A 24,461-nucleotide genomic window follows, 5' to 3' on the forward strand; every position below is an offset into this window, starting at 1 on the left:
GGAGGCACGATCCAGCAAGCTTCGGCCAGCCCTTGCCTCGCCCCCACACTCCGCTTCTCGACCAGACGCCCGATCCCGCCGCATTGCGCCGGCTCGACGACGCACAGTTGCGCCAGCTCGCCGACGAGCTCCGGGCCGAGACCATTGATGCCGTTTCCGTCACCGGCGGCCATCTCGGCGCCGGCCTCGGTGTGGTCGAGCTCACCGTCGCGCTGCACCATGTCTTCGACACGCCGCGCGACCGGCTGATCTGGGATGTCGGTCACCAGGCCTATCCGCACAAGATCCTGACCGGCCGCCGCGCCGAGATCCGCACGCTGCGCCAGCCGGGAGGCCTCTCCGGCTTCACCAGACGGGCCGAGAGCGAGTACGACCCGTTCGGCGCCGCCCACTCCTCGACCTCGATCTCGGCCGGCCTCGGCATGGCGGTCGGGCGCGATCTGGCGGGCGGGCGCAACAACGTCATCGCCGTGATCGGCGACGGCGCCATGTCGGCCGGCATGGCCTATGAGGCGATGAACAATGCCGGGGCGACGGGCTCGCGGTTGATCGTCATCCTCAACGACAACGACATGTCGATCGCCCCGCCGGTCGGCGCGATGTCGGCCTATCTCGCGCGCCTCGTCTCCGGCCGGACCTATCGTTCGCTGCGCGAGATCGCCAAGTACCTCGCCGAGAAGCTACCGCGTTTCTTCCATGAGAAGGCGAAGCGGACCGAGGAATATGCCCGCGGCTTCTGGACTGGCGGCACCCTCTTCGAGGAGCTCGGCTTCTACTATGTCGGCCCAATCGACGGGCACAATCTCGACCATCTGCTGCCGGTGCTGCGCAATGTCCGCGACGCCGAGACGGGGCCGATTCTCGTCCATGTCGTGACGCAGAAAGGCAAGGGCTACGCCCCGGCCGAGGCAAGCGCCGACAAGTATCACGGTGTGGTCAAGTTCGATCCGGTCACCGGCCTTCAGGCCAAGGCGCCGGCGAACGCGCCGAGCTACACCAATGTCTTCGCCAACGCGCTGGTCAAGGCCGCGCGTGAGGACGAGAAGATCGTGGCGGTGACCGCCGCCATGCCGTCCGGCACCGGGCTCGACGCCTTCGGCAAGGAATTCCCGGGCCGCATCTTCGATGTCGGCATCGCCGAGCAGCATGCGGTGACCTTCGCGGCGGGTCTGGCGACCGAGGGCTTCAAGCCGTTCTGCGCGATCTATTCGACCTTCCTGCAGCGCGCCTATGACCAGGTCGTGCACGACGTCGCGATCCAGAAGCTGCCGGTTCGCTTCGCGCTCGACCGGGCCGGGCTCGTCGGAGCCGACGGTGCGACCCATGCCGGCGCCTTCGATGTCGCCTATCTCGCCTGCCTGCCCGATATGGTGGTGATGGCGGCTGCCGACGAAGCCGAGCTCACCCATATGGTGGCGACAGCAGCCGCCTATGACGACGGCCCGATCGCCTTCCGCTATCCGCGTGGCGAGGGCGTCGGCGTCGAGATGCCTCAGCACGGCGTGCCGCTCGAAATCGGCAAGGGCCGGATCGTCCGGGAAGGCACGCAGGTCGCCCTGCTCTCGCTCGGCACGCGGCTGGCCGAATGCCTCACGGCAGCCGAGCAGCTCGGCCAACGCGGGCTTTCGACCACTGTTGCCGACGCCCGTTTCGCCAAGCCGCTCGACGAGGAGATGATCCTGCGCCTCGCCCGTGAACACGAGGTGCTGATCACGGTCGAGGAAGGTTCGGTCGGTGGCTTCGGCAGTCATGTGCTGCAGTTGCTGGCGCGCGAAGGCGCACTCGATCGCGGCCTGAAGATCCGCAGTCTGACGCTGCCCGACATCTTCCAGGAGCACAACAAGCCCGAGGCGATGTATGCACAGGCCGGGCTCGACGCCGCCGGGATCGTGCGCACCGTCGAGACCGCGCTCGGCCCGGCCAGCGCAGCACGGCGCGCCTGAGCCCATGACCGCCGGCCTGCCGCGCCGGGTCCGCGCCGACCTGCTGCTGCTCGAGCGCGGCCTGTTCGAGAGCCGTGCGCGGGCGCAGGCCGCCATCGCCGCGGGCCTCGTCAGCGCCGACGGCGTCGTGTTGCGCAAGGCGTCGGAGACGGTGCTCGCAGCGGCGAAGATCGAGGCTCAGGCAGCGCATCCTTACGTCTCGCGCGGCGGGGTGAAGCTCGCCGCGGCGCTCGATACCTTCGGCTTCGACCCAAACGGATTGACCTGCCTTGATGTCGGCGCCTCGACCGGCGGCTTCAGCGATGTGCTGCTCCGGCGCGGCGCGGCCCATGTCTACGGCATCGATGTCGGCCAGGCGCAGTTGCATGAGAGCCTGCACGGGCATCCGCGCCTGACCAGCCTGGAGAGCCAGGACATCCGCACACTCGATCCCTCCCTTTTCACCCAGGCGCCGGCACTCGCCGCGATCGACGTCAGCTTCATCTCGCTGAAGCTGGTGCTGCCGGCGGTGGCAAAGCTGCTGGCGCCGCAGGCCCGGCTGGTCGCACTGGTGAAGCCGCAATTCGAGACCAAGCGTTCGGCGCTGAAGAGAGGCGTGCTGCGCAATGAGGCGCTTCAGGAGCAGATCTGCACCGAGATCGCGGACGCGGTCAGCGGACTCGGCTTCGCCATCAGCGGGCTCATCCCCTCCCCGATCGAGGGCGGCGACGGCAACCGCGAATTCCTGCTCGGCGGCGTGCGGAGCGTTTAGCTCGCCATTACGGCATCGATGTCGGCCTGCACGGCACCGGCATCGATATAGGCCGCCTGACCCTGGCCATTGGCGTTGATGAATGCAGTAGCGCGCGCAATCAGGCGGCGCAACGACAGGCTCGCGACATCGACGATCAGGGTGGGGTCTTCCTCGGACGGCATCTCATCGAGCAGCGCCGTCGCGGTGTAGACCAGCCGGTCCATGGCCGTGCAGAGCTGCTCGAAACTCTCCGCCTCGCGCCTGCCGAGCGCGCGATAGGCGGCAGTGGCCTCGCCGGCGCAGCGCAGCGGGGAGATCGCGAAATGCTCGACATAGCCCAGCCCGCGCCAGGCCTTGAGATCAACGACGATCTCGCGGTCGAGCGGCACCATCTCCAGCAGCATCAGCGCCTCGCTGTGCCGGTTGAGATAGTCGGTCGAGAGTTGCGGTGTGGCTCTGCCCGCCGCGGTCGCTGATGTCTCGGTCGCGGAAGCAGACATGAAGAGGCCCCGGAAGCGGCGCGACTATGCTGTGCCAACAGCAAACAAAGTCTTGATCCGGTCACGATAAGACGGAAGTCATCCTTATATGTGTGGTCGCTATGCCATTACCCTGCCGCCGGAGGCGATGCGCGAGGCCTTCGCCTATCGCGAGCAGCCGAATTTCCCGCCGCGTTACAATATCGCGCCAACGCAGCCGGTGCCTGTCGTCCGGCTCGACGAAGGCCGGCGCCAGTTCATCCTGATGCGCTGGGGCTTCATCCCGGGCTGGGTCAAGGATCCGAAAACATTTCCTTTGGTCATCAATGTCCGCAGTGAAAGCGCCCGCGAGAAACCCTCCTTCCGCGCCGCTTTCATCCGCCGGCGCTGCCTGATGCCGGCTGATGGCTTTTATGAATGGCATCGGCTCGGAGAAGGCCGGCAGCAGGAGAACCGGCCCTACCTCTTCCGCAAGCCCGATCAGGGCTTCTTCGCCTTCGCGGCGCTGTGGGAGACCTGGCACAGCCCTGATGGTTCCGAGATCGACACCGTCGCGATGGTCACCGGTTCCGCGAACGGTCAGATGGCGGCGATCCACCACCGCTCGCCGGTCATCGTGCCGCCCGAAGCTTTCGACACCTGGCTCGATCCGGCGGCCGAACCGGCCGATCTGCAGGAGCTGCTGCGGCCGTCGCCGGACGACCTTCTGGAGATGCTCCGGCTCGGCCCCGCGGTGAACAAGGTCGCCAATGATGGGCCGGAGGTACAGGAGGCCTTCGATCCAGCCTCGGCGCCGGCGCCTCCCGCCAAGCCCGTCATGCGTTCTCGTCGGGGCGGCCCGGACGATGCACAGGGCAGCCTGTTCTAGCGCAAGCCATGACGGCGCGCGTACTCTCCTCTCGAACGAGACCAACAGAGGAAATGCCCGATATGGATGGCCGCCGCCCGACGATGAGCTCCCTGCACGGCATGGTCGCCGCCGCGCATCCGCTGGCGGCGCAGGCCGGTGCCCGTATCCTCGCCCAGGGCGGCAATGTCTTCGACGCGGTCGGCGCGGTCGCGGCCGCGCTCAACGTGGTCGAGCCGTTCATGTCGAGCCTTGCCGGCATGGGCTCGGCGACGATGTGGGTCGCGGCTGAGAAGCGCGTACGCGTGCTCGATTTCGTGCCACGTGTGCCGGAGAGCTTCCCGCTCAAGCGCTTCAGCCAGCGCTCCGATCTCGAGCGCGGCGCGCTCGCGGTGGCTCCGCCCGGCAACCTCGCCGGCTGGTGCGAGCTCAACCGTGCCTATGGCCGCCTCTCACTCGCGCAGGTCTTCGCCCCGGCGATCGCGCTCGCCGAGGACGGCTTCCCGATCGCCGAATTCGGCGTGGTGGAATTCAACGAGCAGGCGCCATTGCTGCGTGAGCGGCCCGAGCTCTACGAGAATTGGGCGCGGAACTATCTGCGCGAAGGCGGAACAAGCGTCGCGCTGGGCCAGATCCTGCATCAGCCTGAGTTGGCGACGACCCTACGCGACATCGCCGTCAAGGGGCCGGGTCATCTCTACCAGGGGCCACTCGGCGAGACGATCACCGCCCATCTCAAGGCGCAAGGAGGCACGCTGACCATGGCCGATCTCGCCAAGGTCTCACCCAGTTGGCGCGAGCCGCTCGCTGTCGCCTATCGCGACCGGCAGGTGCATGTGCCGCCGCCAGCCTGCGAAGGCTTCCAGTTCCTGCTGACCTTGCGTATCCTTGATGGCTTCGACCTCTACAAGTTGGAGCGCAACGGCGCCGAGCATCTCGACATCGTCTACCGCGCCATCCGCCTCGCCGCCGGCGTCCGGATCGCGCACAATAATCCCAAACCAGAGAAGCTCGCCGAGATCCTGTCCGACGCCTTCGTCGAGCGGCTGCGGGCGCGGGCCCGCGACGGCAAGCCGATCGACGGTCCGACCGAGCAATGGATGCCGCAGGCGCCAGCGGGCGAGGACCCCGGCCATACCACCTCCTTCTCGATCGCCGACCGCGACGGCAATCTGATCTGCGTGACGCAGAGCATCGGCAGCCCCTTCGGCAGCGGCGTGGTGGTGCCCGGCACGGGGCTTTGCCTCAACAACTTCCTGTACTGGGCCGACGTCCAGCCCGGCAGCCCGAACCGTTCGCTGCCCGGCTCGGAACTGCCGATGTGCATGTCGCCCACGCTTTCGACCAAGGATGGCGCGCCGGTGCTCGCGCTCGGCACGCCTGGCAGCTACGGCATCCTGCAGACGCAGGTGCAGGCCATGGTCCAGCACGTCGATTTCGGGCTTCCGCTGCAGGACGCGATCGAGGCGCCGCGCGCCCGGCTCTGGGATGGCCGCAAAGTCGAGGTCGAGAACCGGCTTCCCACGGCGACCATCACGGCGCTGGCCGGGCGCGGGCACGGCATCTTCGCCAACGACAGCGGCTGGACGATGCGCGTCGGCGGCATGCAGGCGGTTTCGCGCGATCCGGCTACGGGCCGGCTGACCGGCGCCTGCGACCCGCGCCGCGACGGCTATGTCGCGACGCCCTGAGCGCGATCTGCCCTGACAGCGCGATTTCGAGCTCCAACACATCGAGCCGAAATCGCGACTGTTGGAACTTGCCCCAGCGCCGCGCTCGATCGAGCACGCCTCGCACGCGGCTCCGAGGATTTAAAGCATGTCGAACCCAGCACCAGACGATCTACAGCCCTGGCTGACAGGCACATTGCTACCAGGCTGGATCAACCGCACCTTCGACCCGGCGCGGCCCGGCTTCGTCGAGTATCTCGGGCCCGACGGGACGCCCGAGGCCAGCGATCTGCGCACGACCCTGGTCACGGCACGGCTGACCTATGTCTTCAGCCATGCGCATCTGCTCGGCGTGCCCGGGGCATTGGCAGCGGCGCGACACGGTTTCGCCTTCCTGGCGGGCGCCTGCCGCGACGCCGACGGGCGCTTCAGTCATTCCTGCACGACGCGCGGAGAGGCTGTCGACGGCAGGTCCGACTTCTACGATCTCGCCTTCGTCCTGTTCGCGTTCGGCTGGTTCGCCAAGGCGACCGGCGAGACAGGCGCGCTGGCGATCGCCGGCGAGGTGATGGACTTCCTCGACCGCGAGCTGGCGCATCCGGACGGCGGTTATCGCGAGGATACGCTGGGCTCGCAGCCCCGGCGCCAGAACCCGCATATGCACCTGCTCGAGGCCTGTCACGCTCTCGCGGCGGCATCGCCCGATCCGCGCTGGCTGGCGACGGCCGACAGGCTCGTGCGGCTGATGCGGGAGCGGATGCTGGACGCCAATAGCACGCTCGGCGAGTTTTTCGATGAGAACTGGGCGACGTTCCCGGGCCCGCGCGGGCTGATCCGGGAACCCGGCCATCATTTCGAATGGACCTGGTTGCTCTATCACCACGAGCGGCTGACCGGTTCGGGCGAGGCTCGCGAGACGGCGCGAACGCTCCATGCGTTCGGGCAGCGTCAGGTCGATGCCTCGGCCAATCCATCGCGGCTCGTCGTGAATGAGGTCGATCCGACAGGCCGCGTGCGGAACGGCGCGGCCCTGCTCTGGCCGCAGACCGAATATCTGAAGGCGCTCGTCGCGAGGATCGAGTTCGAGGGCGACGACGATGCTTCGGTGCGGCTCGAACAGCACCTGCGCCTGGTCTTCAGGCACTTCGTCGACGCCAAGAGCGGGCTATGGATCAACCAACTCGACGATCAGGGACGGCCGATGAGCGAGCGGGTCCCGGTCCGGGTGCTCTACCATCTGGTGCTGGCGCTCGCCGATATCTGCCGCGCCACCAAGGGCAATATGGCTCTGTAGTGCTTCAGCGACCAGCGGCCCCGCCCGTGGTCACCGTCTCCTCCGGAACCGCAAACACGCCGCTGTAGCGGAACAGTTCGCCAAAGAGCGGATGCTTCAGCGTCATCCGCATGCTGAAGCTGTGCTCATCGATCGGCCGTTCCTCGATGTAGCCGGTGCCGAGGAGAAGCCCGACCGGCAAGGGCAGGTCGTAGCCGAAGAGCCGCCAGACATAGCCCGCATCGCGGAAGACCAGCGCCCCCTCCTCCGCCGTCACCCTGAGGCGCATGCCGACGCCGAAGCGGACGAATTCGATAACCTGGCTGGGGCCCGTCTGCTGCATGCGCGAGCGGAAGTGGAAGGGCTTGCGCCCGGCGAAATGGAACACCCGATCCCAGTGCAGCGTGCTGTCATTGGGTTGCGCGGTGTAGTGCACCTCGATCGGCACGTCGCGGCCGCGATAGGGCACCAGCGCCCCGACGATCCGGGCAAAGGGCAGCAGCAGCCTGGCGAAGGCGCTGTGCTCGACCTCGTGCATCACGCCTTTGGCGCAGATGGTATCGTCGCTGAACGAGCGCAAGAAATAATGGCGCCGGATGATCTCGCCGAGCTTCGCCCAGTCCTCGCCGAGAACCTGCTGGAAGACGGGCCGGCGCTCGCGCATGCGCTAGAGCACCGATCCCGGATTGAGCACGCCCTTGGGATCGAGCGCCGCCTTCACCGTCCGCATCAGGTCGAGCTCGACCGGGTCCTTGACGCCCGGCAGGAGGGAACGCTTGAGGCGGCCGATACCGTGCTCGGCCGAGATCGAGCCTTTGAGCTCGGTGACGATGGCGTGCACCGCCTCGTTCATCGCGCTCCAGCCGGCAAGATAGGCGGCCTTGTCGGCGCCGACCGGCTGGCTGACGTTGAAATGGATGTTGCCGTCGCCGAGATGGCCGAAGGGCACGGGACGGCAGCCCGGCACCATCGCCTCGACCCTGGCGGTAGCTCGCTTCAGGAACTCGGGCGTGGCGTGGAGCGGCACGGAGATGTCGTGCTTGATCGAGCCGCCCTCATGGGTCTGCACTTCCGAGAGCATCTCGCGCAGCTTCCAGAGATCGGCGCGCTGGCCGAGCGAGCCGGCGAGCACGGCATCGGTGACGAGCCCCTCCTCCAGCGCCTCGCCGAGGAAGGCTTCGACTGCCTCGCTGAGCCCGGCCTCGGCCTGCGCCGAGACCTCCATCAGCACATACCAAGGCGACGGCTCCGAGAGCGGATCGCGGGCGCCGCTGGCATGGCGGACGACGAAGTCGAGGCCGATGCGCGGCATGATCTCGAATGTGGTGAGCGTGCCGCCGGCGCTGGCCTTGGCCTTGTTGAGCAGGGACAGCGCGGCTTCCGGATCGGGCACGGCGAGGAAGGCGGTGGCGCGCGCCGTCGGCAGCGGGAAGAGCTTCAGCACCGCGGCGGTGATGATGCCGAGCGTGCCTTCCGAGCCGATGAAGAGGTTCTTGAGGTCATAGCCGGTATTGTCCTTGCGGAGCTGGCGCAAGCCATTCCAGACGCGCCCGTCGGCGAGGACGACCTCGAGGCCGAGGCAGAGCTCGCGAGCATTGCCATAAGCGATCACCGCCGTGCCGCCGGCATTGCTCGAGAGATTGCCGCCGACCGTGCAGGAGCCTTCCGAGGCGAGCGAGAGCGGGAAGAGCCGCCCGGCGGCCTCGGCCGCCTCCTGCGCCTTCTGCAGGATGACACCGGCCTCGACGGTCATGGTGTCGCCGGAGACATCGACCGAGCGGACCTTGTCGAGCCGCTGCAGCGACAGGATGATCTCCCGGCCTTCGGCGACCGGGGTCTGGCCCCCGACCATGCCGGTATTGCCGCCTTGCGGCACGACCGTCGCGCCGGTCTCGCTCGCCCATCTCATCACGGCCGACACCTCGGCGGTCGAGCCCGGCCGCACCACCGCCTGCGCCTTGCCGTGGAAGAGACCGCGCGGCTCCTTGAGATAGGGCACCATCGCATCAGCGTCGGTGATGACGTTCTTCGCGCCGACGATGCCGGCCAGAGCTTCGATGGTAGGCGCGCTCATCCTGCCTCCAGGGCGATCAACTATTTGCGGCTGCCGGCAGCCTTGCGGAAGACGCCGACGAGTTCGATGTGGGCGGAATAGCGGAACTGGTCGACCGGCGTCACACGCTCCAGCGCATAGCCGCCTGCGACCAAAAGCGCCGCGTCGCGGGCAAAGCTGCCGACATCGCAGGAGACATAGGCGATCAGCGGCACCTTCGATGCCGCAAGCCGCTTGACCTGCGCCTCAGCACCAGCGCGCGGCGGATCGAGCACGACGGCGTCGAACGCGTTGAGCTCATGCTCCAGCAGCGGGCGGCGGAAGAGGTCGCGCGCTTCGACTGCGACCTGCTTCAGGCCTTGCGTATGATTGGCGGCGCGGCTCAAGGCCTGGACCGCGGCCTTGTCGCTCTCGAAGGCCAAAACCTGCGCCTTCTCGGCGAGCCGGACGCTGAACGGGCCGCAACCGGCGAAGAGATCGGCGACGCGCTTCGCCTTGGGGATCGCATCGAGCACGAGCCGCGACAGTGTCGCCTCGCCCTCGGCGGTCGCCTGCAGGAAGCCGCCGGGCGCTGGCGTCACCGAGGCCTTGCCCATCAGCTGGAACGGCGCGCGCCGCTCGACGATGATCTCGCCATGCATGGCGAGGCGGGCGAGATCGAGCCGCTCGGCCGCTTCGGTGAGTTGTCGGCGCAAGGAATCGCCGGCCGGCCCGTGGCCGCGAATGTCGACATCGAGGCCAGCTTCAGAAGCGGTCAATTGGATGTCGAGCGGCTTGTTCGAGGAGCGCAGGCGGTTGGCGAGGAGTTGCGCCACGGCGGGCGCCCGCGCCAGACCCGGGGCCAGCACCGGGCAGGCCTCGACCTCGACCAGGTCATGGGTCCTCGCCGCCATGAAGCCGACGCGCATGCCATCGTCCTCACGGCGGGCATGGAAGGTGACGCGGCGGCGGCCGGCGCCATGGGCATCGACCAGTGCCGCGACCTCGGTTTCAAGTCCGGCGCGAGCCAGCGCCGTGACCACCTGCTGGCGCTTCCATTCCGCATAGGGCCCCTCGCCCATATGCTGCACGGCGCAGCCGCCGCAGCGGGTGAAGAGCGGGCAGATCGCGGCGATGCGCGAGGCGGAGGGCGCGAGAATCTCGACAACCTGCGCTCTGTCGCCATCGCGCACCACCCGCACACTCTCGCCCGGGAGCGCAAACGGCACGAAGACCTGGCCTCCCGCCGTCTCGGCGACGCCGTCGCCGCGCTGGCCGAGCCGAGCGATCGTGAGCGTTTCATTCATGGCGAGGGCGGACATATGCTTCCGGATCGTGACGTAATCGAGGGTTTGGCCTATCAGGTGACGGCATGCAGGGAAATGGCTGGAGTTGCCTAATATGACTATCCGCAACGGCGTCGTCGAAGCGATCGGCAACACCCCCTTGATCAAATTGAAGCGCGCCTCGCAGGAAACCGGCTGCGAGATCCTCGGCAAGGCCGAGTTCATGAACCCCGGCCAGTCGGTCAAGGACCGCGCCGCGCTCGCCATCATCCGCGACGCCGAAAAGAGCGGCGCGCTCCGCCCTGGCGGCGTCATCGTCGAGGGCACAGCCGGCAATACCGGCATTGGCCTCGCGCTGGTCGGCAACGCGCTGGGCTATCGCAGCGTGATCGTCATCCCGGACACGCAGAGCCAGGAAAAGAAGGACATGCTGCGGCTCGCCGGCGCGACTTTGGTCGAGGTTCCGGCCGTCGGCTACGTCAACCCGAACAATTATGTGAAGGTCTCCGGCCGCCTCGCCGAGGAACTGGCGAGGACAGAACCCAACGGCGCGATCTGGGCCAACCAGTTCGACAATGTCGCCAATCGCCAAGGCCATATCGAGACCACCGGCCCGGAGATCTGGCAACAGACCGACGGCAAGGTCGACGGCTTTGTCAGCGCGGTCGGCACCGGCGGCACGCTCGCCGGCGTCGCGATCGCGCTCAAGGGCTTCAATCCGAAGATCCGCATCGCCCTCGCCGACCCGATGGGTGCGGCGCTCTATGCCTACTACACCACCGGCGAACTCAAGGCCGAGGGCTCCTCGATCACCGAGGGGATCGGCCAGGGCCGCATCACCGCGAATATCGAGGGCGCGCCGATCGACGTCGCCTTCCAGATCCCCGACGAGGAGGCGATCCCGCTCTGCTTCCAGCTGCTGGAGGAAGAGGGCCTGTGCCTCGGGGGCTCCTCCGGCATCAACGTCGCCGGCGCGATCCGGCTGGCGAAGGAGATGGGGCCCGGCCACACCATCGTGACCATCCTCTGCGACTACGGCACGCGCTATCAATCAAAGCTGTTCAATCCGGAATTCCTGCGCTCGAAGAACCTGCCGGTGCCCGGCTGGCTCGAACGCGATGGCGGGCTGAAGGACGTGCTGGCCAAGGTGATGGCCTAGACGCCGTGCTGCTCGACCGGCGCACGCTCCAGGGCATCGCCGAGAGCCACATCACGCAGGTGCTGCGCCGCTGGTGTCGGCCGAGCGTCAAGAGCGGTGGCAGCTTGCTGACGGCGATCGGCCAGCTCGCCATCGACGCCGTCGAGCCGATTACGGAAGACCAGATCGACGCAGCCGATGCGAGGGCCGCAGGCTTCGAAACGCGCGAAGCCGCGCTCGCCGCGCTGACCGGCCGCGAGGGCAGCCTCTACCGCATCCGCATTCGTCTCGCCGGCCCCGATCCGCGCGAAGCCTTGCGACGCACCGGCGAACTGACCGACGCGGAAACGGGCGAGTTGGTCGCACGCCTCGGCAGGCTCGATTCCCGCCGCCCTTGGACGCGCGCCACATTGCGGGTGATCGCGACCCACCCGGGACGCCGCGCGCCGAAGCTCGCCACCTTGCTCGGCCGCGACGTGCTGCCCTTCAAGCAGGATGTCCGCAAGCTCAAGGCGTTGGAGCTGACCGAAAGCCTCGATGTCGGCTATCGGCTCTCTCGACGCGGCGAGACCCTGCTGTCGCGCCTCGGGCTGGAAGGCTAACCTCATGCTCAACCCCGCCTCACCGCTCGCACGCCTGACTGAAGCTCCCATGCTGCCGGGTCGCATCGTCTGGATCGGTCTCAGACCGGCACGACGCGCCGTCATGACAGTCGCCGACCTGGCAACGCTGGACGAAGGGCAAGGCCTGGTCGGGGATCACTACAGCAGCCGCACCGGCGGGGCGCGCCACGTCACCTTGATCCAGCAGGAACATCTTGCCGCCATCGCCAGCTATCTTGGCCTCACCACGGTCGCGCCTGATCTGCTCCGACGCAATATTGTCGTGGCCGGCACTAATTTGCTCGCCCTGAAGAACCATCGCTTCTCGCTTGGGGAGGCCGTGCTGGCATGGACCGGCGAATGCCATCCCTGCTCGCGGATGGAGGAGGCTTTCGGCACGGGCGGTTACAACGCCGTGCGCGGCCATGGCGGCATCACGGCGCAGGTGATCAAGGGCGGGGCCATCGCGGTTGGCGACGAGCTGGAACGGCTCGCGGCAAACCGTGCATAGTTGCTGCTTGCCCGAGCCGCACCGCCCCGTTGAGCCGCCTCAGGCCGTTTGCGCGCCGGCGTCGATCGCCTCGATGTCACCAGCGCGGTCATACTGCGCCTGGTCGAGCATGCCCTGACGCTTGGCGACGATGGTCGGCACCAGCGCCTGGCCGGCGACGTTCACCGCGGTGCGGCCCATGTCGAGGATCGGATCGATCGCGAGCAGCAGGCCGACACCAGCGAGCGGCAGGCCGAGCGTCGACAAGGTCAGCGTCAGCATCACCGTTGCGCCAGTGAGGCCGGCGGTTGCGGCCGAGCCAATCACCGAGACGAAGGCGATCAGCACATATTCCTGCAGGCCGAGCGGGACACCATAGAACTGCGCGACGAAGATCGCCGAGATCGCCGGATAGATCGCGGCGCAGCCATCCATCTTGGTGGTCGCGCCGAGCGGCACGGCGAAGGCGGCGTACTCGCGCGGCACGCCGAGGCTCTTCTCGGTCACGGCCTCGGTCACCGGCAAGGTGCCGACCGAGGAGCGCGAGACGAAGGCGAGCTGGATCGCCGGCCAGGCGCCCGCGAAGAAGCGCAGCGGCGACAGCCCGTGCAGGAGGAGCAAGGCCGGATAGACGATCAGCAGCACGATGGCGAGCCCGAGATAGATCGCGAAGGCGTACCAGGAGAGCTGCTGCAGGGTCTGCCAGCCATATTGCGCCACGGCATTGCCGAGCAGGCCGATGGTGCCGATCGGGGTCAGCCGGATCACCCACCACAGGATCTTGCGGACGATCGCCAGCAGCGACTCATTGAAGGCGAGGAAGCTGTTGGCGCGCTCGCCGACCTTCAGCGCCGCGACACCGACGACGATCGAGATCACCAGCAGCTGCAGCACGTTGAAGCCGAGCCGGGTCGTCGCCGCGCCGCCATCGATCCGGGTCGAGGCCTGCAGGCCGAAGACGTTGGCGGGAACGAGGCCCTTCAGGAAATCGAGCCAGGAGCCGACCGAGCCAGGCGCCTTGGCGCTGGCCGCGAGCACGCCCGAATTGATGCCGGGCTGGATGATCAGGCCGAGCGCGATGCCGATCAGCACGGCGATGAAAGCGGTGAGCGCGAACCAGAGCAGCGTCTGCCAGACCAGCGCGGCCGCATTGGAGAGCTGCCTGAGATTGCTGATCGAGGCGACGATCGCCGTGAAGATCAAAGGCGGCACCAGCGCCTGCAACAGCTGCACGAAGATCGAGCCAGTCGTCGCCAGCGTGGTCGTCAGTGCATTCGGCTGCCCGGCCGCATCGGGGCCGATATTGCGCGCGATCCAGCCGAGCACGAGCCCGATCACCATGGCTGCCAGAACCTGAAAGCCGAAGCTCGCATAGAACGGCTTGGCGCCGGCGGTCGCCGCGCCGGCTCGGGACGTCACTGTGGTCATGGCTGGAACTCGCAGATCGCCGCAACGCGGCTGAACATATTTGCCGCTTATATAAGCACCGCCGCAACTTGCGGGAAGCCAAGCACGTCCATTCTACGCCACATCGGCAGTAGAAGTGTTCTCCACTGAAGCATGTGGGCAGAGATTCTTTCTCCTCGCTCCGGCCGCCCTTCTGGAGCGGGGGTTCTCGTTCAAACCCTGCTGTCATTCCGGCCGCAGCGAAGCGGAGCGCCGGAATCCATCGGAGAGCGCAACGCCCCTTGATGGATTCCGCAGCTGCGCGGCTTCGCCGCTTGTCCGGAATGACGGTGCAATCTGGTCGAGATGGGTTCCGGCCAAGAACGCCCCGCGCTCATCGCAGCGGCCAGACCAGGAGGATCAGCGGCACGGCGAGCAGGATCACCAGCAGCGACAATGGCGCGCCGAGCCTGGCATAGTCGCCGAAGCGATAGCCGCCCGGGCCCATCACCAGCGTGTTGCACTGGTGGCCGATCGGGGTGAGGAAGTCGCAGGCGGCGCCGATCGCCACCGCCATCAGGAAAGCATCGGGATTGTAGCCGAGCGTCTTGGCGAAGCCTGCGCCGATCGGCGCCATCACCAGCACGGTCGCGGCGTTGTTGAGGAAGGGCGTCACCGCCATGGCGGCGACGAGCATCAACCCGACGGCGCCCCAGCCCGGCAGGCCGGCGCCGAGCTGCGCCAGCAAACCGGCGAAGACATCGGTCGCGCCAGTGACGCGCAGGCTGTCGCTGACCGGGATCAGCGCCGCCAGCATGATCAGGATCGGCGCCTCGATCGAGTCGTAGGCATCGCGCAGCGTCAGGGCGCGCGTCGCCAGCAGAAGCACCGCGGCAGCAAAGAAGGCGATCGCCACCGGCAGCAGGCCGAGCGCGACGACGACGACCGTCGCGGCGACGATCGTCCCGGTGACGAGGCGGCGACGTGTGCTGCCGAGCTGAAGGCTGCGCGCCGCCAGCGGCAGCAGGCCGAGCTCGCGCAGGCGCTCGGGCAGGAGATCCTCGTCGCCCTGCAGCAGGACGACGTCGCCGACGCGCAGGCGGATGTCGCGCAGCCGCTCGGTGAAGCGCTCGCCGGCGCGGCTGATGCCGAGCAGGTTGATGTGGAAGCGCGCATGCAGGTCGATCTCGGCGGCGCTGACGCCTTCGAGCAGCGAGCCCTGCGTGACGATCGCCTCCCCCGTGCGGGCGGGGTCGAGCGAGCCCTCGCGCTGCGTCGAGCGGTGCTGACCGGCAAGCTCGAGCTCACCCGAGGCGATGACGCGCTCCAGGGCCTTGGGCTCGCCGCGCAGCAGCAGGATATCGCCGGCGCGCAGACTGGCGTCAGGCAGCGGTGCCCGGCGGCGCTCGCCATCGCGCAGGATCGCTACGACCTCGACCTCGCCATCGCCCGGCCTCCTGAGGTCGGCGATGGTCTTGCCGGTGAGCGGCCCCTTCTCGGGCAGGCGCGCTTCGGTGACGTAATCCTTGATATCGAGCGCCTGGTCGAGCGAGCGCGAGCCCTGGCGATCCTTCGGCAGCAGCCGGTAGGCGACGCTGAGAAAGGCGCAGCCTATGACCGCGATGCCGATGCCGACCGGCGTGAAGTCGAACATGGCGAAGGGCTCGCCACCGAGCTCCTGGCGCACGCGCGAGACGATGACGTTGGGCGAGGTGCCGACAAGCGTGACGATGCCGCCGAGCAGCGAGGCGAAGGCCATCGGCATCAGGAAGACCGAGGGCGATTTCCCGTCCTTGCGGGCGAGCTGATAGGCGATCGGCAGCATCATCGCGAGCGCACCGATGTTCTTGATGATCGCCGACATTGCGGCGACGACGAAGACCAGGACCGCGACCTGCGCCTGCGTCGAGCGCAGCGCCGGAGCGATGCGGGCGAGTGCGGTCTCGACGAGGCCGGAGCGCGCCACGGCAGCACTGACGATCAGGGCGCTGGCGACGATGATGACGATGTCGTCGGAGAAGCCCTTGAAGGCCTCCTTGGCCGGGACGACGCCAAGCGCGACGCCGGCGAGGAGGGCCAGAAGCGCAACGACGTCATAGCGCAGCTTGCCCCAGACGAAAGCCGCCATCATCGCGGCAACGAGGGAACAGGAGAGAATTTGCGGGAGTGTCATTCGCGCCGATATCCTGGGGCGCGGGGGGCGCCGGCTCGGTCAGAGCCACTTCTTCCAGCGGAAGAAGAGGTAGGGCAGGATCGCCGCGACCACCATGATCACGAGCGACATCGGATAGCCGAGCTCCCACTTCAACTCGGGCATCTTCTCGAAGTTCATGCCGTAGATCGAGGCGACGAGCGTCGGCGGCATGAAGACCACCGCGACGACCGAGAACAGCTTGATGATCTTGTTCTGCTCGATGCTGACCAGGCCGAGCGTCGCGTTCAGCATGAACTGCAGCTTGTTCGACAGGAAGGTGGCGTGTTCCTCGATCGCCTGGACGTCGCGGATCGCGGCCCGCCACTCCGGGGTGAAGCCGCTCGCCGCCTTCTTGGTGCGCTTGAAGTTGGCCGAGAGGTAGAGCAGCACACGCTCGACCGAGACCATGCTCTCGCGCACATTCGAGATGATGTGCTCGTACTGGCCGATCTTGCGCACCACCGCCTGGTAGACACGGCCCTGCTCGACGCTGGCGCTGTTGCCGTCGAAGATCTGGCGCGAGCGCAGGTCGATCCGGTCGCCGACCCCGCGCAGCACCTCGGCGGCGCGATCGACAATCGCTTCGATCAACCCCTCGATGACGCCGGCGGGCTCGAGCTCGCAGCCGCCAGGCTTGGTGACGCGGCTCATGAAGATGTTGAAAGCACCGGGCTCGTCATAGCGCACCGTGACCAGCGCCTTCTCGGTCAGGATGAAGGTGACGTCGGCGAGGCGGGGGACATTGGTGTCCGACTGGCAGATGACGCGCAGCGTCATGTAATGCGCGCCATCCTCGGCATAGATCGTCTCCGAGGGCTCGAGATCGTGCATCTCCTCACGGGTCGGGATCGAGATGCCGAGATGCTGCTCGACCTTGGCGTCCTCGGCCGATGTCGGATTGAGCAGGTCGATCCAGATCGAGCCCGGTGGAATCTCCTCCTCGACCGCCAGGGTGCGGTGCGCGAGCTTGTCGCCGTGCGTCTGGCAGATGCCGTGGATCAGGAGCATGGCCGGTCATCCGGAATCAGGCGCCTCGCGGCGCGATTTGCACTGCAACAACTCCAAACGTCCTGCAGTGTCAAACCGATGACGCACCCAGGGCAATGGTTGAGCCCCAAGCGTGGAATCTCTCGTCCTGGCCAGCCGCCAAGTGCGTCAGCGTGGTTAGCATAAAATAAATCGCAGGATGAGACACCGATCAGACCAGTTTCTCTTCCGAGTTTGCCATGCTCAACGCCGCGAAAAACCTCAGCATCAAGACCATGCTCCTGACCGTCCTCGGTCTTGCCAGCGCGGCGATCGTAACGCTCTCGACGCAATCGCTCTGGCAGGCCTGGACGCGCTACAACACGGCCGTCGAGGTCTCCGTTCTCGCCGATCTGAACAAGGCGTATTTCGCAGCGCTCCAGAATCTCCGCTACGAACGCGGCAACGGCGCGAGCGCGATGACGATGCCCACCGACAAGAACGGCGGGATGATCGAGGACGTGCTGACGCGGCGCAAGCGGCTGGACGATGCGATCGCCACGGCGCAGGCCATCGTCAAGAAGAACGGCTACAGCACTGCAGCGACCGTATCGAACGAGATCGACGGCCATGTCGCGGCGCTGAAGCCCTTGCGGGCGAAGATCGACGCCAACTGGAAGCTCCCGGTAGAAGCGCGGGAGAAGGAACTGGTCGGGACCAGCATGGCCCAGACCGGCAAGTTCCTGACGGCGCTAGAGACCGCGTCGGCGACGCTCGAAGAACGCATCCTCGTCCTCGACGCCAACTTCGCCAACCTCACCTCCATCCGCTCGATGGCCTGGGCAGCGCGCTCGTTCAGCGGATCGTCGACGATCGTCCTCAACAACGCCGTCGCCCAGGACCGGCCGCTCGACACCAAGGAGAGCAATGCCGTCATCGTCAGCGATGCCCGCATGGAGTTCGCCTGGGGCGTGGTGAAGCAGCTCATCGGCCAGGCGAGCACGCCGCGGGCACTGAAAGATGCGCTGGTACTCGCCGAGAACACCTATTTCGGCGGTGCCTTCAAGGCGACGCGGGCCGACCTGGTCGCCAATGCGACGGGCGGGCGCAAGCCTTCGATCAATCCCGACCAATGGCGCGACCAGATCGTCGCCGCCTCCGAAACCGTCGGCGCCGTGGCGAGCCACGCCATCGACGTCCTGTCGGATGCCGCCGACGCGAAGGCAGCCGCCGCAATGCGCTCGCTCGTCATGTACGGCCTCGTCCTGCTGGCCGCGCTCGTGCTGGCGCTGGTCGGACTTTGGCTGGTCCAGAGCCGCGTAACGCGCCCGATCACCGCGTTGACCGCCTCGATGAAGCAGCTGGCAGAGGGCGACTTCTCGACCGAGATCATCGACAGCGGCCGCAATGACGAGATCGGCGGGATGGCGGCCGCCGTCCTTGTGTTCAAGGAGAACGGGCTGCGCGTTCAGGCCCTCGAAGCGCAGGAACGTGCCGCCGCGGCCGAGCGGACGGCGCGGACCGAAGCCATGGTCGCCGTGGTCAGCGATGTCGGGACGGTCGTCGCCGCGGCGGCGGCGGGCGATTTCAGCGCGCGGCTGCAACTGGAGAACGCCGACGCGCAGATGCAGCAGTTGGTCAACGGCATCAACCAGATCAACGCCGTCGTCGATGGCGCGACGACGGAGTTCGCCGACATCCTGGCATCAGTCTCGCAGGGCGATCTGACCCGCCGGATCGCGACCGACTATCAGGGCCGCTTCGCCGAGCTGAAGCACTCGGTCAACGAGACGGTCGAGCGGCTTTCGGAGACGATCGGCGGCATCCAGGCGACGACGTCGCAGGTCTCGGCCTCGGCCCGCGAGATCAAGGCGGGCGCCGACGATCTCGCCAAGCGGACCGAGGAGCAGGCCGCCTCGCTGGAGGAAACCGCGGCCACGACCGAGGAGCTCGCAGCCTCCGTCAAGGCGAGCGCCGGCTCCTCGAAGGTTGCGGCATCGGCCTCCGACGAGGCCACGAACGTGGCGCAGCAGGGCGGCACGATCGTGCAGAACGCCGTCGAGGCGATGGAGCGGATCGAGGCCGCCTCGCGCAAGATCACCGACATCACTTCGGTGATCGACGGCATCGCCTTCCAGACCAATCTGCTGGCGCTGAACGCCGCGGTGGAAGCAGCCCGGGCCGGCGATGCCGGCAAGGGCTTCGCCGTGGTCGCCTCGGAGGTCCGGACGCTGGCGCAGCGCTCCGCCGAGGCCTCCAAGGACATCACGACCTTGATCCAGTCCTCGACCATTGAGATCGAGGAGGGCGTCAAGCTGGTCCGCTCGGCCGGGACGGTGCTCGACAAGATCGTCTCGGCATCGAGGCAGGTCGCTGCGACCGTCGTCGAGATTTCGGCAGCGGCGGGCGAACAGGCCAACGGCATCGACGAGATGAGCCAGACCGTCGCCCATATGGACGAGATGACCCAGCAGAACGCGGCTCTGGCCGAGGAAAGCGCCGCTTCTGCGGCCTCACTCGCCGACCAGATCCACAACCTGGACCAGCTCGTCGCGGCCTTCCGCATCGCAGGCAGCGATGACAGGGCGAGCAGCGAGCCGGAACGCCTGCGCAACCTCGCCGCAGCCGCGATGTCGGAAACGCGCGCGGCTCCGCGCGCGCCGACGCGGAAGGCTCCTGCGCCCCACACCGCTCCGATGCCCGCCCGCAAGGTCGCGGGCGGTGGAGCGCGCGACAACCACAGCTGGGAGGAGTTCTGAGCCCCTGGAGAATTTGCGCGCTTATCCGAAGCGCGCAAATTCTCCAGTCTTTTTTTGATGTGCCGCATTTTCTTGACGCGAACCGGTACCCACTTCGCTCGAAAATGCTCTGGCGGGCTCAGACGCCGCCCTTCACCCCCTGCGGCGGCGCGATCTCCTCAGGCACGAAGAAATCCGGCATCAGCGGCACCGACGGATCGACGCGGTAGGGCGTGAAGTCGGTGACGCCCTCGCCCGCCATGAAATTGTCGTCGATCAGGAACTGACCTGAGAAGCTGCGCGAGGGCTTGTTGAAGACCATATAGGCGGCATCGGCCAGCATCTCCGGCGTGCGGCTCGCCTGCACCATCTTGTCGCCGCCGAGCAGGTTCTTCACCGCCGCGGTCGCGACTGTAGTGCGCGGCCAGAGCGCGTTGACGGCGATGCCCTTCGGCGCAAGCTCGCCGGCAAGGCCGAGCACGCACATGCTCATGCCGTATTTCGCCATGGTGTAGGCTAGATGCGGCGCGAACCAGCGCATCTTCATGTCGAGCGGCGGCGACAGCATCAGGATATGCGGGTTCTCAGCCTTCTCCAGATGGGGAATGGCGTATTTCGAGACCATGAAGGTGCCGCGCGTATTGATCTGATGCATCAGATCGTAGCGCTTCATGTCGGTCATCTGGGTGTTGCTCAGCGAGATCGCGCTGGCATTGTTCACGACGATGTCGATGCCGCCGAAGGTCTCAGCCGTCTTGGCGATCGCCTCCGCGACACTCGCTTCGTCGCGGACATCGACCATCAGCGGCAGGCATTTGCCGCCGGCTGCCTCGATCTCGGCGGCAGCCGTATAGATCGTGCCCTCGAGCTTGGGATGCGGCTCGGCCGTCTTGGCGGCGATGGTGACATTGGCGCCGTCGCGCGCTGCCTTGATCGCGATGGCGAGCCCGATGCCGCGCGATCCGCCGGTGATGAAGAGCGTCTTGCCCTTGAGCGACATGGTGTCCTCCCTCGTTAAGTCTGCAAGCTGAACCGGTCCGGCTGGCTGCCGTCCGCATCGGTGAAGCCATAGCTGCGCGCCAGATCGGCGACATGCAGCACCTGGCCGGCATGGCGGCCGACATCCGGATCGGCCGCCAATGCAGCAACCGCGCGCCCGGCATAGAGCGGCGTCTCGGTGGTCTCGGCAGCCAGGCCGGCGTCGCGCACGCGCTCGGTCAGAACATGGCCGGGCGAAAGACCGAGCGCCGTGACGCCATAAGGCTTGAGTTCCTGCGCCATCGCCAGTGTCAGCCGGTTCATTGCCGTCTTGGCGAGGTCGTAGAAGACGTCGCCAAGATAGCCGCCGGCGGTGTCGAAGCTCACCGTGACGATCAGGCCCTGGCGCATCTGCACCATGGCAGGCGCGACGGCGCGAGCCAGCAGCAGCTGCGCATAGACGCCGCTCTCGAAGCTCTGACCGAGGCGCGCGACGGGGCGGCGCCAGAACGGCGCGCCGAAGGCAGAACCGTCCGGATAGCGCTCGCCATCATAGCCCTCGTTGCCGCCCCAGACCGCGTCGACGACGCAATCGAGGCGGCCGAAACGGCGCAGGGACCACGCCACGAGCTGGTAGACCTCGCGCTCATTTGTGTGGTCGCAGCGATAGGGCTCGCCGCGCCCGCCGGCAGCCTCGACCTCGCGGGCCGTGTCCTCGAAGGTTTCCGAGCGCTGGTCGGTGCGCGGTCCGGCCTCGCTGGAGCGGCCGGTGACGATCACGGTGGCGCCGGCCTGGCCAAGCGCTCGGGCGATGCCGCGCCCGAGCCCGCGCGAAGCGCCGGCAGCGAGGCAGACCTTGCCGGCAAGCGGCTTTGGCAGGCTGTCGCCGGTCATTGCGACAAGCCTCGCGAGCGGGCTGGCACAATGCGACCGGCTCCGCTAGAAGCCCCCTCCCCCGAACGGCGAGGACGATCATGGAAGCCAGCGATGTCGCGGCCTGCTGGGAGGCCAATGCCGAAACCTGGACCCGGCATGCACGGGCCGGCTACGACCTCTATCGGGACGCCCAGAACACACCGGCCTTCTTCGCGAACCTGCCCGACATCGACGGTCTGGATGGCCTCGACATCGGCTGCGGCGAGGGCTCGAACACGAGAAAGCTCGCTGAGGCCGGCGCACGCATCACCGCGATCGACATCGCCCCGACCTTCATCCGCCATGCGCAGGAAGCGGAAGCCGAGAAACCGCTCGGCATCGCCTATCGCGTCGCCGACGGCATGGCCCTGTCCTTCGCTGACGCCAGCTTCGACTTCGCCACCGCGTTCATGTCGCTGATGGATATGCCGCGGCAGGATCTGGTCCTCGCCGAGGCCAGGCGCGTACTGAAGCCCGGCGGCTTCCTGCAGTTCTCGATCCTGCATCCCTGCTTCGCGACACCGGGCCGCAAGGTGATGCGCGACGAGGCCGGCAACGTGCTCGGCATCGAGGTCCGCGAGTATTTCCGCGTCAGCGATGGCGAGGTCGAGAGCTGGCGCTTCGGCGCTGCGCCGGCCGAGGAGAAGGCCAGGGTCGAGCCGTTCCGGGTGCCGCGCTTCCATCGCACCCTCAGCGACTGGATCAACCTTCTGGTCGCCACCGGCTTCCGGATCGAGCATATGCACGAGCCGGGCGTCGATGCTGAGACGGCCAAGGCCGTGCCCTATCTCGCCGACACCTACATCGCACCACTGTTCCTGCACATGCGCGTGCGCAAGCCAGCCTGACGCGATCGGTGCGGCGAGCAGCGTCACGCCGCGAAGACCGCAGCCGAATCCTCGACGGCGCCGGCGCCCTCCGTCACCGCGAGCTCCAGCGCGGTGGCTTCGCCGACATGGTGCTCGGCATAGAAGCGGGCGGTGGCGAGCGCTGCCGCGCCCTGATCCTCGTCCCGCATCGCCAAGGCCTTCTTCGCCAGGCCCGTGCCGCCCTGGGCAAGCGCGAACAGCTTGAGATAGGGCGTTGCGCCGGCGAGCACGCTCGCCTGGTCGATGCCCATGGTCGCCAGCATCCATTGCGTGGCGCGTTCGAGCGAGTCGACCGCAGCGCCGAGTCGCGCCGCGCTGTGGCCGAAGCCGGGCGTGTTGGCCTCGCGCACCTCGGCAACGACGCCTCGCATCTCGCCGATCAATGCCTTGACCGCATCGCCATTGGAGAGCGGCAGCTTGCGCAGGACGAGATCGATCGCCTGGATGCCGTTGGTGCCCTCGTAGATCGTGGCGATGCGGGCATCGCGCAGATGCTGGGCCGCCCCGGTTTCCTCGACATAGCCCATGCCGCCATGGACCTGAACGCCGGTAGAGGCGACCTCGACGCCGATATCGGTGGCGTAGGCCTTGGCGATGGGCGTGATGATCGCCGCCCGTTCGGCCGCGGCCTTGCGCTTGGCCTCGTCGGTCTCGCGATGCGAACGGTCGAGCAAGGCGGCGAGCAGCAGCGAGAGCGTGCGCGCGGCCTGCGTCTTGGCGCGCATCTCCATCAGCATGCGGCGGATGTCGGGATGGACGATGATCGGGCTCATCGGCGCACCCTTCGGCGCATCGAGCGCCGCGCCCTGCCTGCGCTCCTGCGCGAAGGCAAGCGCCTGCTGATAGGCACGCTCGGCGATAGCGACACCCTGCACCGCGACGTTGAGGCGGGCATTGTTCATCATCGTGAACATGCAGGCGAGGCCGCGATTCTCCTCGCCGATCAGCCAGCCGATCGCGCCGCCCTCGTCGCCATAGCTCATCGCGCAGGTCGGCGAGGCGTGGATGCCGAGCTTGTGCTCGACGCCGGTGCAGCGGACATCGTTGCGCGCGCCGAGCGAACCGTCGGCATTGACCATGAATTTCGGCACGAGGAAGAGCGAGATGCCGCGCGTGCCGGGAGGGGCATCGGGCAGGCGGGCGAGGACGAGATGGACGATATTGTCCGTCATCTCGTGATCGCCATAGGTGATGAAGATCTTCTGGCCGCTGATGCGATAGGTGCCGTCGCCGGCACGCTCGGCCTTGGAGCGCAGCGCGTTAAGGTCAGAACCGGCCTGCGGCTCGGTCAGGTTCATCGTGCCCATCCACTCGCCGGAGACGAGCCTGGCGAGATAGGTTTCCTTCAGATAGTCGGAGCCGTGGGCGTGCAGCGCCTCGATCGCGCCGACCGTCAGCAGCGGGCCGAGCGCGAAGGCGAAGGCGGCCGAATTCCACATCTCGGTGCAGGCCGACTGCACCAGCACCGGCAGAGCCTGGCCGCCATAGGCTTCAGGCGCCGGCAGCGCGTTCCAGCCTCCTTTAGCCCAGGCGTGATAGGCTTCCTTCCAGCCCGGTGGCGTCACGACGATGCCATCCTTGAGCCTGGAGCCGTGGCGGTCGCCGACGATGTTCAACGGAGCCAGGACATCGCCGGCGAACCTCGCCGCCTCCTCCAGCACCGCCTCGGTGACGCCGTCGGCAAGTTCCGGTGCGAGGCCCTCAGCGATCAGGGCGTCGAGCCCGGCGACATGGCGCATCGTCGCCAGGATATCCTCGACCGGAGCACGGTACGACATCGCTTACCTCCCTCGGCGCCCGCGCATTCCCGGCGGGCATTCTGCATCGTTGCGTTTGACGGCCATGCTAGCCGCGAACTATGCGCTTGCCCACGCGTCAGCCGGCGCGCCTACACGCATGCCATCCCGGCATTGTTATAGTTT

General features: G+C 67.4%; 20 protein-coding genes. 10 read left to right on the forward strand and 10 right to left on the reverse strand.

The features are described 5' to 3' along the window. The first annotated feature begins 32 nt into the window (after positions 1-32). Complete coding sequence (gene dxs, locus B6S44_RS18820) at positions 33-1,943, forward strand: 1-deoxy-D-xylulose-5-phosphate synthase (RefSeq protein WP_129158400.1); 1,911 nt, start codon at positions 33-35, stop codon at positions 1,941-1,943. Positions 1,944-1,947: 4 nt separating this feature from the next. After that, positions 1,948-2,694, forward strand: a complete 747-nt coding sequence (locus tag B6S44_RS18825) for a TlyA family RNA methyltransferase (protein WP_129158401.1) — start codon at positions 1,948-1,950, stop codon at positions 2,692-2,694. On the opposite strand, the gene B6S44_RS18830 is transcribed toward B6S44_RS18825, so the two are convergent. After that, the gene (locus tag B6S44_RS18830; RefSeq protein ID WP_129158402.1) at positions 2,691-3,176 is read right to left on the reverse strand and encodes a hypothetical protein; all 486 of its coding nucleotides are present in this window, start codon (positions 3,174-3,176) and stop codon (positions 2,691-2,693) included. The two genes, B6S44_RS18825 and B6S44_RS18830, sit on opposite strands and share 4 nt — an antisense overlap. A gap of 88 nt (positions 3,177-3,264) precedes the next feature. Between B6S44_RS18830 and B6S44_RS18835 the strand changes: the two genes are divergently transcribed. The 3 genes from B6S44_RS18835 to B6S44_RS18845 all read left to right on the forward strand — a co-directional run bounded on the left by B6S44_RS18835 (position 3,265) and on the right by B6S44_RS18845 (position 6,966). Next, the gene (locus tag B6S44_RS18835) at positions 3,265-4,023 is read left to right on the forward strand and encodes an SOS response-associated peptidase (protein ID WP_129158403.1); all 759 of its coding nucleotides are present in this window, start codon (positions 3,265-3,267) and stop codon (positions 4,021-4,023) included. A gap of 62 nt (positions 4,024-4,085) precedes the next feature. Further along, the gene (locus B6S44_RS18840; protein WP_206735190.1) at positions 4,086-5,693 is read left to right on the forward strand and encodes a gamma-glutamyltransferase family protein; all 1,608 of its coding nucleotides are present in this window, start codon (positions 4,086-4,088) and stop codon (positions 5,691-5,693) included. A gap of 127 nt (positions 5,694-5,820) precedes the next feature. Beyond that, a complete protein-coding gene (locus B6S44_RS18845) occupies positions 5,821-6,966 on the forward strand; it encodes an AGE family epimerase/isomerase (protein ID WP_129158405.1) in 1,146 nt (381 codons plus the stop codon). Between the two features lie 4 nt (positions 6,967-6,970). On the opposite strand, the gene B6S44_RS18850 is transcribed toward B6S44_RS18845, so the two are convergent. From B6S44_RS18850 to B6S44_RS18860, 3 genes are read right to left on the reverse strand one after another with little or no spacing between them, the layout of a single operon-like run. Beyond that, a complete protein-coding gene (locus tag B6S44_RS18850; protein WP_129158406.1) occupies positions 6,971-7,609 on the reverse strand; it encodes a DUF4166 domain-containing protein in 639 nt (212 codons plus the stop codon). 3 nt (positions 7,610-7,612) lie between these two features. Further along, positions 7,613-9,019, reverse strand: a complete 1,407-nt coding sequence (locus B6S44_RS18855; RefSeq protein WP_129158407.1) for an FAD-binding oxidoreductase — start codon at positions 9,017-9,019, stop codon at positions 7,613-7,615. Positions 9,020-9,039: 20 nt separating this feature from the next. Beyond that, positions 9,040-10,284, reverse strand: a complete 1,245-nt coding sequence (locus B6S44_RS18860) for a class I SAM-dependent RNA methyltransferase (protein WP_248309650.1) — start codon at positions 10,282-10,284, stop codon at positions 9,040-9,042. Positions 10,285-10,378: 94 nt separating this feature from the next. Between B6S44_RS18860 and B6S44_RS18865 the strand changes: the two genes are divergently transcribed. Genes B6S44_RS18865 through B6S44_RS18875 form a run of 3 tightly spaced genes read left to right on the forward strand, consistent with a single transcriptional unit; the run spans position 10,379 to position 12,514 of the window. After that, positions 10,379-11,422 carry a cysteine synthase A gene (locus tag B6S44_RS18865; protein ID WP_129158409.1) on the forward strand — a complete coding sequence of 348 codons (1,044 nt, stop codon included), beginning with the start codon at positions 10,379-10,381 and terminating at the stop codon, positions 11,420-11,422. A gap of 5 nt (positions 11,423-11,427) precedes the next feature. After that, a complete protein-coding gene (locus B6S44_RS18870; protein ID WP_129158410.1) occupies positions 11,428-12,003 on the forward strand; it encodes an ASCH domain-containing protein in 576 nt (191 codons plus the stop codon). 4 nt (positions 12,004-12,007) lie between these two features. Further along, positions 12,008-12,514 (forward strand): MOSC domain-containing protein, encoded by a 507-nt coding sequence (locus tag B6S44_RS18875; protein ID WP_129158411.1) that lies wholly within the window; start codon positions 12,008-12,010, stop codon positions 12,512-12,514. A 39-nt stretch (positions 12,515-12,553) separates the two neighbouring features. Here B6S44_RS18875 and B6S44_RS18880 read toward each other — a convergent pair whose 3' ends face one another. From B6S44_RS18880 to B6S44_RS18890, 3 genes are all read right to left on the reverse strand, one after another. After that, positions 12,554-13,921, reverse strand: coding sequence for a dicarboxylate/amino acid:cation symporter (locus tag B6S44_RS18880; protein WP_129158412.1), 1,368 nt, complete (start codon positions 13,919-13,921; stop codon positions 12,554-12,556). 352 nt (positions 13,922-14,273) lie between these two features. Further along, positions 14,274-16,052 carry an SLC13 family permease gene (locus B6S44_RS18885; RefSeq protein ID WP_129158413.1) on the reverse strand — a complete coding sequence of 593 codons (1,779 nt, stop codon included), beginning with the start codon at positions 16,050-16,052 and terminating at the stop codon, positions 14,274-14,276. A gap of 39 nt (positions 16,053-16,091) precedes the next feature. Further along, positions 16,092-17,081, reverse strand: coding sequence for a magnesium transporter CorA family protein (locus tag B6S44_RS18890; protein WP_129158414.1), 990 nt, complete (start codon positions 17,079-17,081; stop codon positions 16,092-16,094). Between the two features lie 218 nt (positions 17,082-17,299). Between B6S44_RS18890 and B6S44_RS18895 the strand changes: the two genes are divergently transcribed. Further along, on the forward strand, positions 17,300-19,798 hold the full coding sequence (locus B6S44_RS18895; protein WP_129158415.1) for a methyl-accepting chemotaxis protein: 2,499 nt from the start codon (positions 17,300-17,302) through the stop codon (positions 19,796-19,798). Positions 19,799-19,916: 118 nt separating this feature from the next. On the opposite strand, the gene B6S44_RS18900 is transcribed toward B6S44_RS18895, so the two are convergent. Together B6S44_RS18900 and B6S44_RS18905 are read right to left on the reverse strand one after the other, a co-directional pair. Beyond that, complete coding sequence (locus B6S44_RS18900; RefSeq protein WP_129158416.1) at positions 19,917-20,777, reverse strand: SDR family oxidoreductase; 861 nt, start codon at positions 20,775-20,777, stop codon at positions 19,917-19,919. Positions 20,778-20,791: 14 nt separating this feature from the next. Then, complete coding sequence (locus B6S44_RS18905) at positions 20,792-21,649, reverse strand: SDR family NAD(P)-dependent oxidoreductase (RefSeq protein WP_206735191.1); 858 nt, start codon at positions 21,647-21,649, stop codon at positions 20,792-20,794. A gap of 80 nt (positions 21,650-21,729) precedes the next feature. Between B6S44_RS18905 and B6S44_RS18910 the strand changes: the two genes are divergently transcribed. After that, positions 21,730-22,518, forward strand: coding sequence for a class I SAM-dependent methyltransferase (locus B6S44_RS18910; protein WP_129158417.1), 789 nt, complete (start codon positions 21,730-21,732; stop codon positions 22,516-22,518). 23 nt (positions 22,519-22,541) lie between these two features. Here B6S44_RS18910 and B6S44_RS18915 read toward each other — a convergent pair whose 3' ends face one another. Beyond that, positions 22,542-24,317 carry an acyl-CoA dehydrogenase gene (locus B6S44_RS18915; protein ID WP_129158418.1) on the reverse strand — a complete coding sequence of 592 codons (1,776 nt, stop codon included), beginning with the start codon at positions 24,315-24,317 and terminating at the stop codon, positions 22,542-22,544. Positions 24,318-24,461: the final 144 nt, after the last annotated feature.

The sequence above is a fragment of the Allobosea sp. Tri-44 genome, assembly GCF_004123845.1.
Classification (GTDB): Bacteria; Pseudomonadota; Alphaproteobacteria; order Rhizobiales; family Beijerinckiaceae; genus Allobosea.